The sequence below is a fragment of the Candidatus Eisenbacteria bacterium genome (assembly GCA_005893275.1).
Lineage (GTDB): Bacteria > Eisenbacteria > RBG-16-71-46 > SZUA-252 > SZUA-252 > WS-7.
The window spans coordinates 37,445-47,224 of sequence record VBOW01000028.1; the positions used below are offsets into that span (position 1 = coordinate 37,445).

The following is a 9,780-nucleotide window of genomic DNA, read 5'->3' on the forward strand; positions in this document are numbered from 1 at the left end:
CCGCTTGCGCCTTCCGACGGGTTGTATTTTACTTCCTGCCCTACGCGCCTGTCCCTGATCCCTTTCACAGGGACCAAGCTCGTCCCATCGCCTGCTCCAGAGGGGGCAGCAGCTCAGAAGGAGGAGTCCCATCATGAAAGCGCGCGGTATGGCCTTGGCGGTCCTGACCTTGGGCTTTGCTGCGGCGGCCTTCGCGGCCGAGCCGAAGCACGAGACGCCTGCCGGTCCCCCGAACCCCGGTTTTGAGCGGCTCAAGGCGCTCATCGGCTCGTGGGAGGGCACGGGGGAGGATGGAAAACCGGTCGCGATTTCCTACAGCCTGATTTCCGGCGGGTCCGCGTTGGAGGAAAAGCTCGGCCCGGCCGACGAGCCGAGCATGGTCACGATGTATCATCCGGACGGCGCCACCGTCCTCATGACTCACTATTGCGCCGCCCAGAACCAGCCGCGGCTGCGAGCCAAAGCCGCCTCGCCGGACGCCAGGACCCTCGAATTCACCTTCGTCGACTGCTCCAATCTATCCTCCAAGGACGCGGGCCACATGCACCATCTCGTGCTGAGCTTCGAGGACCCGGATCATTTTTCGCAGGAGTGGACCTGGAAGGAAAACGCCAAGGAGCGGAAGACTCTGTTCCATTTCTCGAGAAGGAAGGCATAGGGGCAGACAGGCGTCCGCGGCCCGGCCGCGGACGCTCAGCCGCCGGCGATGAGCGAGCGGTCGATCGCCTTCACGTCGGGACAGCCGCAAAGCGCCATCGCGAGCATCAGCTCCTGGCGGAGCAGCTCGAGCACGCGCGCGACCCCTTGCTCCCCGGCCGCCGCGAGGCCCCAGAGGCAGGGGCGGCCGACCAAGACGGCACGCGCGCCGAGCGCCAAGGCCTTCAGCACGTCCGTCCCGCGGCGGACCCCTCCGTCCATGAAAACCTCGAGCCGTCCCGCGGCGGCGTCGACCACGCGTGGCAGGGCCTTGAGCGAGGCTTCCGTCCCGTCGAGCTGTCTTCCCCCGTGGTTCGACACGATGATGGCGTCGATACCCTGTTCGGCCGCCCGCGCGGCGTCTTCGGCCGCGATGATTCCCTTCAGGATGATCGGAAGCTTGGTTTCGCTCCGGAGCCATTCGACGGAGCTCCACGTGAGCGAGGCGTCGAGCTGCCGGGCGGCATAGGCGGCGAAGCTCCCCCCCATCGTCGCCGCATCGAGACCGACCGCCTCGAAATTACTGATACAGAGCCCCGCGGGAAGAGCGAACTTGTTCCTGATGTCGCGCTCGCGACATCCCAGAAGCGGCGTATCGACCGTGAGGCAGAGCGCGCGGTATCCGGCCGCTCCCGCCCGGTGGATCAGGCTTCGCGCCAGGGAGCGGTCCTTGTAGACGTACAGCTGATACCAGAGCGGCCCCGTCGCGGCGCCCGCAATCTCCTCGAGCGAATAGGTGGATATCGTGCTCGCCACCATGAGCGTCCGCGCGGCACCCGCCGCGCGCGCCGTCGCCAGCTCTCCGTCCGGATGGGCGAGGCGATGGAACGCGGTGGGAGCGATGAGGACCGGCATCGAGACCGGCGTGCCGAGCACCGACGTGGCCGTGTCGATGCGGCTCACGTCCACGAGGACGCGCGGCCTCAGGAAGACATCGGCGAACGCGCCGCGATTGGCCGCGAGGGTGCGCTCGTCCTCGGCGCCGCCGGCGTAGTAATCGTAGAAGGCCCGCTCCATGCGATCGCGGGCGAGCGCCTCGAAATCGAGCACGTTCGCGCAGCCGTCGATCGGCGAGGCCCGGGACGAGCGCCTCCCTTCCCGCGCGGCCAAGACGACCCCTCGTCGCGCGGCCTTCTTCGGCGCGCGTGCCCTCTTCCTCGGACTCACGGACTCACGCGTTCGGCTACTCCGCAGCGACTTCTTCGATGACGCCGCCGGCCACGACCCGGTCCCCGTCGTACAAGACGAGCGACTGGCCTGGGGTCATCGCGCGCTGCGCGGCGGCGAAGGTTACCGTGGCGGACCCGGGCCCCGCGGGCGTCAGAACCGCCGGGGAGGGCGTGTGAAGGTATCGAATCTTCCCCAGGAGGTCGACCGGGCCCTGCGGGGTAAACCCGGCGGTGTAATTCACCCGCGAAAGCCTCGCGCGACGCTTGAGCAGCGCCTCCTCGCGGTCGACGGTCACCGCGCCGGTGGAGGCGTCGATCGCGCTCACGTAGACCCGCTCCCCCGCGGAGACGTGGAGGCCGCGGCGTTGCCCGATCGTGAAGGAGTGCACCCCCTCATGGGTCCCGAGCGCGCGCCCCGAGCGGTCGCGGAGCACCCCGCGCTTCGCGGCGCTCAGGCGCTCCGGGAAGCGTTGCTTGAGAAACTCGAGGTACGTCTTCCCCTCGACGAAACAGATGTCCTGGCTCTCACGCTTATCCGCGACGGGAAGGCTAAGCGCCCGCGCCTTCTCGCGCACAAGGTCCTTGGTCAGATGCCCGAGCGGAAAGAGCGAACGGCGAAGCGTGGCCTGGGTGAGCCCCCACAGGACGTAGGACTGATCCTTCGCCGGATCGGTCGCCCGGAGGAGCGTCGCCCTGCCGTCGCCGTCGAAGCCGCGGCGGGCATAATGCCCGGTCGCGACATAGTCGCATCCGAAGCTCTCCGCCCGGCGCATCAGCTCGCCGAACTTGAGCCAGTTGTTGCACTGGACGCAAGGATTCGGCGTGCGGCCGGAAAGATACTCCCCCACGAAATCTTCGATCACGTGCTCGCGGAAATCCCTTTCGAGGTTCAGCACATAGTGGGCGAATCCCATGCGCCGCGCCACCGCCCGGGCATCGTCGATCGCCTCGAGCGTGCAGCATCCGCGGCTCGGGCTCGGGCCCTCCGCATAGCACCAGAGCTTCATCGTGACGCCGATCACCGTGTGCCCCCGCTCGGCGAGCACGGCCGCGGCGACCGAGGAATCGACGCCGCCGCTCATGGCGACCAGGATGGTCGATGGGTTCCCAGGGATGAAATTCGTCACGGCTTTTTCTACGAGGCTGCGGTGGGAGACGCGGCACGAAGCTTGGAAACGACTGCGGGGAGAACCTCCAGCACCCGATCGACCTCCTGCTCGGTGGTACATCGGCCCAGGCTGAACCGCACCGCGGACTGGGCGATCTCGCGCGGCACGCCCATCGCGAGGAGGACGTGGGACGGATGCGAGGAACCCGCCTTGCACGCGGCGCCGCTCGACACCGCGATTCCCTTCATGTCGAGCGATAGAATCAAATGCTCCCCCTCGGCTCCCACGAATGAAAGATGCGATGTGTTCGGCACGCGCGGCGCTCCGTCCCCGTGGCGGATCACGTTGGGCACCCGCTCCATGATCTGGGCCTCGAGCCGGTCCCTCAGCCGGGCGACCCTCGGAGCCGTGTCCCGAAGCTCCTGGAGCGCCAGCTCGCACGCCTTGCCGAGCCCGACGATCGCGGGCACGTTTTCCGTGCCGGGGCGCCTCCCCTTCTCGTGCTCGCCGCCGAATTGGAGCGGCACCGGCTTGAAGCCCCGCTTGACGTAAAGCGCGCCCACGCCCTTCGGCGCATAGAACTTGTGCCCGGCAATGGTCGCCAGGGTCGCTTGCCACGTCTGAACGTCGATCGGCATCTTCCCCGCGACCTGGACGGCGTCCACATGGTATGCGACGCCCCGCCCCGCGCAGATCGCTCCGATTTCCGCGACCGGCTGCACGACGCCGGTCTCGTTGTTTGCGGCCATGACCGAAACGAGCGCCGTGTCGGTCCGGATCGCCGCCGCGATCGACTCGGGCGCGACGACTCCGCGCGCGTCGGGCGGGACGCGGGTGACCGTGAATCCCTCGCGCTCCAGCGCGTCGGCCGCGTGCCGGACCGCGTCGTGCTCGACCGCGCTCACGATCACGTGGCGCCCCTTCAGGGGAAGGGCCCGCGCGCCGCCCATCACCCCGATGTTGTCGGATTCGGTTCCGCCGCTCGTGAAGACGATCTCCGCGGGCGTTGCGTTCAGGAGCGCCGCGACCTGGGCCCGGGCGTCCTCGATCGCCCCCTTCGACTCCTGGCCGAAGGCGTGGACGCTCGACGCGTTCCCGAAATGCTCGCCGAAATACGGAAGCATCGCCTCGAGGACCTCGGGGCGAACAGGGGTGCTGGCGTTATGGTCGAGGTAGATGCGGGACATGGGTCGGAACCCTCCAGGGATCACGCTCAGGCTAACAAAGCAAAGGGGCCGAGCGCAACGGCGCTCGGCCCCGGAGCAGCGTTACGCCCGTACTACTTGCCGCCTTGCGGTTCGTTCCCGCCCTCGCTCTGGGGGGGAGTCTGCGTTTCCGGATTGGCCTTGTCGCCGGCCTCACCCGTCGCCGGCTTGGCGGTCTCGTCCGAGGGCGTCGTCGCGGCCGGGTTGGTATCCCCCGCCTTCATGTCCATGCCCACGCCCGCGCCCACGCCCGCCTTTACGCCGGCCCGCCGGGTCGCCGCCGGCTTCGATGCTTCGGTCTTCTTCGCGGCCGCCACGCTCGCGTTGTACGCGGCCCTCGGCGTGATTTTCACCGATTTGATCGTGGTCCACTCGAGTGGCTTGCTGTTCTCGTTCGGCATTCCCGGATTCGGCCCGGTCGAGGAGTTGGCGATCTTGTCCAGCACGTCCATGCCGGCGATCAGATGCCCGAACGCCGTGTACTTCCCGTCCAGACCGGAATTGGCGCCGTGCATGATGAAGAACTGCGAGCCGGCCGAATTCGGCGTGCCCGTGTTCGCCATCGAGAGCACACCCTTCACGTGCTTGTGCGCGTTGAATTCGTCGTTGATCGTGTATCCGGGACCGCCGGTCCCGAGGTTCGGCGCGTTCGGATTCTTGGAATTGGGATCCCCGCCCTGGATCATGAAGCCCTTGATGATGCGGTGGAACCCCGTCCCGTCGTAATAGCCTTGGCGCGCGAGCTTCTTGAAGTTCGCCACCGTCTGCGGGGCATCCTTTTCCCAGAACTCGACGACCATCCTCCCTTTCGACGTATCGAGCACCGCCACCTCGTCGGAGGCCGCCTTCGCCGCCGGTCTGGCCGCCTTGGCCGCCGGGGCCTTGGTCACGGGATCCGCGGCCCACGCAGCGCCGGCCACCAGCACTCCAAAAGCCGCGGTCAGACATACGCTCTTCATGCTCCTTGAAACCATCGGGACCTCCTCCTGGTAATGGGTTGCCGCCATGGGCGGCGTTCTACTTCGATTGAAGCAGTCGCACGATGCGACGCTGCCGCTCCAGCTCCCGCTTGGCGGCATCGGCATACGCCGGATCGTCGAGGGCCGCCTCGAACACCGGGATCGCGTCCGCGTGCCGGCCCAGCTTGTCGAGCGCCTGGGCCCAACAGAAGTGCAGGCAGCCGCTCGTGCTATCCGCCTGGAGCCCTTCGTGGGCGATCTTGATCGCGCTCTCGTAGCGGTTCGCATCATAGTAGGCGTACGCCATGTTGCAATAGACCCCCTTGTAGTTTTCCCTATCCAGCTGGACCACCTCACGGAACTGCTCGACCGCGCGATCCGGCTTGTTCGACTTCGCGTACGCCTGCGCGAGATAGTAGCGATCCACCGTTCCGAGCGAGTCCCGAATCGCCTCGTAGTGACTGATCGCAAGCGGATAGCGCTCGAGCTTGAAATTCACCCACGCCAGCTGCTTCTTGGCCTCCAAATCGAGCGGCGCCAGTTGTAAGAGTTTCGTATAGGCGGCCGCCGCTTCGGCATAGAGCCCTGCACGGATGGCGCAGTTCGCGAGCCCGCGGATCACCCCTGGGTCCCGCGGGTTCAGCTCGGCCGCCTTGTAGTAGGCGGACATGGCCGCAGGGCTCTTGCCCTGCCGGGAATAGACTTCCCCGATCTCCTGCTCGACCCGCGACAGCTTGCCGGGATCGTCGCGGGCGATCCGGATGGATCGAGAGCAGATTTCCTCGGCCTCCGAGTACTCCCCGATCTCTGTCAGCGCCCGGGCGAGCGAGAGCCGCACGTCGAGATCTCCCGGCGAGAGCGCCACCGCCTGCCGGTACGTGGCCGCGGCCCGCTCCAAGTCGCCGGTAGCAGCATACGCATCGCCGAGCGCCTCGAAGGCCGAGACGATCTGGCTGGAGACACGTGTGGCGCGCTCGAGAAGCGGCAGAGCCTCCGAGTAGCGCCCGCGCTGGACGTTGACCCGGCCGAGACCCGAGACAGCTTCCAGGGAACCCGGATCCGCCTCCAGGGCTAATCGAAACGCGTGCTCCGCCTCGTCGTACTGGCCGCGCCTCAGAAACTCGTTCCCCGCCTCGTTTTGGCGCCGCGCCTCCTGATGGCGCGAGTTCGCTCTCTGGGGCGCGGCCTGGACGGGACCCGAATCCGCGGTGGCCCGAGGACGCTCGTGCGCGGCGCAGCCCACGAAGGCAAGAAGGAACACAGGGGCGGCGAGAACTCGGGTGATGCGTGCGGAGCGCGTCAGCATGAGTCCGTGCCTCCTAGGGACATGGCGGAAGCGGGAGCGGGGCTCTGGCTAATGCCCGTCCGAGGCTGCGCCCCCGGGCGCGGAACCGGTACTCTGCGCTTTGAGGTAGTCCTCGAGAACTTGAATGCTGCTCTTTGCGTTCTCGGCGACCTCCGAGGTGGAATCGATTTCCACGACCCGCTTCCAATAGACGAGCGCCTGCTTGTAGATCTGCGCGTCGGCGAAGGCGACCCCGAGATTGTAATTGGCTTCCTGGCTCCGGGGGTTGTATTTCAGCGCTTTTCGGTAAAGCGCGGTCGCCTCAGGAATCTTCTGGACCGAATACAGCGCGTTCCCCAAGTTCGTGAGCGCACGGACGTTCGTCGAGTCGATCTCGAGCGCCTTCTTGAAAGCGGCGATCGCGTCGTCCGGCTTCCCCAGCTCCCCCTGGATCAGCGCGTAGCTGATCCAGGCGTCGGCGAGCGGGGGCTTGAGCTCGGTGGCCCTTCGGAACTCGCCGAGCGCATCGTCTCGGCGACCCTTCGTAAGATAATAGTTCCCAAGGTTGAAATGAGCCGACGGGTCTCCCGGATTGAGCCTGAGCGCCTTTTGGAACTCACGCTCCGCTTCGACCGGGCGTTTCAAGTCCATGTACGCCGCCCCGAGGCTCGCGTGGGCCGTTGAGCTCTTGGGATCGAGCGCGACCATCTTCTTGAACGCCTCCACCGCTTCCTCGTAACGGCCGGTGCGGCGGTAGGCACCCCCGAGCGCCAAGTAGGCATTTGGATCTTTCGGCGATTTCTTCGTGAGCTGAAGGGCTTCTTCGACGGACACCGCCCCGGGTGGCGCGGCTCCGGCGGGCCCGGCGGGCCCGGCTTTCGCGCCTGGATTCGCGCTTTGTTTGGGGCCCGCCTGCGCCCACGCGGTCGCTGTCAGCAGGAACGCGGCGATGAGGCCGCACCAGGCAACTCTCGCCCTTGACACGTGGAATTTGTGGTTCATGGGTTTTGTAGGTACGAGGGCATCAACGTCGCAACGCTATCGGCTCTATACCCCAAAGTCAACTCGGTTCTCCCTCCGATTTCCCGAAAAGCCAATACGGACGCGCATCCGAGGGATGCGCCGGTCGGATCGGGCCAGCCGGACGTCACCCCGGCTGCGGAGGTGCCGACCCGCGCGCGCACGCGGCCGCGCGACCGAGGAGAAGGTTGCGCTCGCGCGTGTTTCGGGTGATCGATGCGGCGCGCTCGAACTCCACGCGCGCCTCCTTGAAGCGGCCGAGCTTGGCGAGAAGGTCGCCGCGCACGCTCGGCAAGAGGTGATAGCCTTGGAGCGAGGGCTCCGAGGTCAACGCATCGACGATCTCGAGGCCGGCAGCCGGACCGAACGCCATCGCGAGCGCGACCGCGCGATTCAGCTCCACGACGGGCGACGGCGTGAGCTGGGCGAGCGTATCGTAGAGCCCGGCGATGCGCGTCCAGTCCGTCTCGGCCGGGGTACGCGCCCGCGCGTGGCAGGCGGCGATCGAGGCCTGGAGCGCGTACGGGCCGAGGGCGCCGCCGAATTCCTCGGCGCGCTCGAGGGCCGCGAGACCACGACGGATGAGAAGCTGATCCCAGCGCCCGCGGTCTTGGTCGAGCAACAAGATGGGCTCTCCCGTCGGGCCGACTCGCGCGCCCGCGCGCGACGCCTGGATTTCCATCAGCGCGACAAGACCGTGGACCTCCGACTCATGGGGCACGAGCTCGGCCAGGATACGGCCGAGGCGGAGGGCATCCTCGCAGAGCGCGGGTCGCATCCAGTCGTCGCCGGCCGTCGCCGCGTAGCCCTCGTTGAAGACGAGGTAGATGACCTGGAGCACCGAGGACAGGCGGGCGGCGAACTCGGTCCCGCGGGGGACCTCGAAGGGGACGCGCGCCTCGGCGAGGGTCCGTTTGGCCCGGACGATGCGCTGGGCGACCGTCGGCTCCGAAACGAGGAACGCCCGCGCGATCTCCTCGGTCGTCAGGCCCCCGAGCAAGCGGAGCGTGAGCGCGACACGCGCTTCGGTGGAGAGCGCGGGATGGCAGGCGATGAACACGAGGCGCAGAAGATCGTCGCCGACAGGATCGTCGATGGCGGCGTCCAGATCCGGCTCGGCGGTCGCCTGCAGGGCCTCGAGCTCGTGACCGAGCTCCGCATGCTTCCGCTCGAGTCGCTTGTTTCGTCGGAAGGAATCGATCGCGCGGTGTTTGGCGGTGGCCATGAGCCAGGCGCCCGGGTTGTCCGGGACGCCCGACTTCGGCCAAGTCTCGAGGGCGGCGACGAGAGCATCCTGCGCGAGGTCCTCGGCAAGGCCGACGTCGCGCACGATTCGCGCGAGGCCGGCGATGAGCCTTGGCGACTCGATCCTCCAGACCGCATCGATCGCGCGATGTGTATCGGTAGCCGTCACGGCCAACGATCACACCATCTTCAGCCTGCCGATGCAAGAGGAGGCGCCGCGACCGCGCGCGGCGCCATCAGAGTCGAGCTATTTTTTCGTCCCGACACCCATCTCGCGAAAGCGTTCCACCGCCTCGCTCGAGCCGAAGTCGTCCAGCTCGAACAATTGGCGCACTTCGATCTCGCCCTCCTTGCCATCCACGGCGGGATTGGGAAAGCGCCTGGCCCATTCCATCGCCTCTTCCCTCGACTTCACCTGAATCAGCGTGTAGCCGGCGATCAGCTCCCTCGCCTCGGTGAATGGCCCGTCGGTAAGGGTGCGCTTCTCTCCGGAGTACTTGATGCGCCAGCCCTTCGAGCTCGCCTGGAGTCCGGAGGCGTCAAGCAGAACGCCAGCCTTCTGCAGCTCCTCGTGGTACTTCGCCATGGCCGCAAGGAGCTCTTCTCTCGGCATGACGCCGGCTTCCGAGTCCTTGGTGGCCTTCACAATGATCATGAATCGCATCGCCGTTCTCCTCTTGGTATCGAGCGCCCTGCGCGGCTCCGCGACTACCGCTTCGCCGTCCCTTGCGCGCGCAAGCGCTCCTCTTGCTCCCTGAGCTCAGGCGTGAGCGCGGGCCCGAAGTCGTCCGCCTCGAACACCTGGCGGATCTCGACCTCGGTCTGGTCGAACGGGGCGCGCTTGAGCCACTCGATCGCCTCTTCCTTCGACTTCACCTGCCACAGCCAGAAGCCGGCGATCAGCTCCTTCGCCTCGGTGAAGGGCCCGTCGGTGACGATGCGCTTCGCCCCGGAGAACCTGACGCGCGCGCCCTTCGAGCTCGGGTGGAGCCCCTCGCCCGCGAGCAGCACGCCTGCTTTCGCCAGCTCTTCGTTGAACTTCCCCATCTCGGTGAGCAGCTTCGTGTCGGGAAGAACGCCCGCCTCCGAATT

Annotated in this window: 10 protein-coding genes; 1 reads left to right on the forward strand and 9 read right to left on the reverse strand. The window is 67.1% G+C overall.

Going from position 1 to position 9,780, the window contains the following annotated elements:
* Positions 1–133: 133 nt before the first annotated feature.
* Positions 134–658 carry a hypothetical protein gene (locus E6K76_06620; GenBank protein TMQ58890.1) on the forward strand — a complete coding sequence of 175 codons (525 nt, stop codon included), beginning with the start codon at positions 134–136 and terminating at the stop codon, positions 656–658.
* Between the two features lie 35 nt (positions 659–693).
* Here the strand turns inward: E6K76_06620 and E6K76_06625 are convergent, their stop codons facing one another.
* From E6K76_06625 to E6K76_06665, 9 genes are all read right to left on the reverse strand, one after another.
* The gene (locus E6K76_06625) at positions 694–1,713 is read right to left on the reverse strand and encodes an alpha-hydroxy-acid oxidizing protein (protein TMQ58901.1); all 1,020 of its coding nucleotides are present in this window, start codon (positions 1,711–1,713) and stop codon (positions 694–696) included.
* A 166-nt stretch (positions 1,714–1,879) separates the two neighbouring features.
* Positions 1,880–3,094, reverse strand: a complete 1,215-nt coding sequence (gene mnmA, locus E6K76_06630) for a tRNA 2-thiouridine(34) synthase MnmA (protein ID TMQ58891.1) — start codon at positions 3,092–3,094, stop codon at positions 1,880–1,882.
* On the reverse strand, positions 3,001–4,161 hold the full coding sequence (locus E6K76_06635) for a cysteine desulfurase (protein TMQ58892.1): 1,161 nt from the start codon (positions 4,159–4,161) through the stop codon (positions 3,001–3,003). Before E6K76_06635 ends, mnmA begins: the two co-directional genes overlap by 94 nt.
* 92 nt (positions 4,162–4,253) lie before the next feature.
* Positions 4,254–5,138: a peptidylprolyl isomerase gene (locus E6K76_06640; GenBank protein TMQ58902.1), complete on the reverse strand. Its 885-nt coding sequence runs from the start codon at positions 5,136–5,138 to the stop codon at positions 4,254–4,256.
* A gap of 58 nt (positions 5,139–5,196) precedes the next feature.
* Positions 5,197–6,444: a tetratricopeptide repeat protein gene (locus tag E6K76_06645; protein TMQ58893.1), complete on the reverse strand. Its 1,248-nt coding sequence runs from the start codon at positions 6,442–6,444 to the stop codon at positions 5,197–5,199.
* Positions 6,445–6,492: 48 nt separating this feature from the next.
* Entirely contained in the window at positions 6,493–7,425 is a 933-nt protein-coding gene (locus E6K76_06650) for a tetratricopeptide repeat protein (GenBank protein ID TMQ58894.1), read from the reverse strand.
* A 145-nt stretch (positions 7,426–7,570) separates the two neighbouring features.
* Entirely contained in the window at positions 7,571–8,857 is a 1,287-nt protein-coding gene (locus E6K76_06655; GenBank protein ID TMQ58895.1) for an RNA polymerase sigma factor, read from the reverse strand.
* 78 nt (positions 8,858–8,935) lie between these two features.
* Positions 8,936–9,352, reverse strand: a complete 417-nt coding sequence (locus E6K76_06660) for a YciI family protein (GenBank protein TMQ58896.1) — start codon at positions 9,350–9,352, stop codon at positions 8,936–8,938.
* Between the two features lie 44 nt (positions 9,353–9,396).
* The coding region (locus tag E6K76_06665) for a YciI family protein (GenBank protein ID TMQ58897.1) at positions 9,397–9,780 on the reverse strand (384 nt) is incomplete at its 5' end.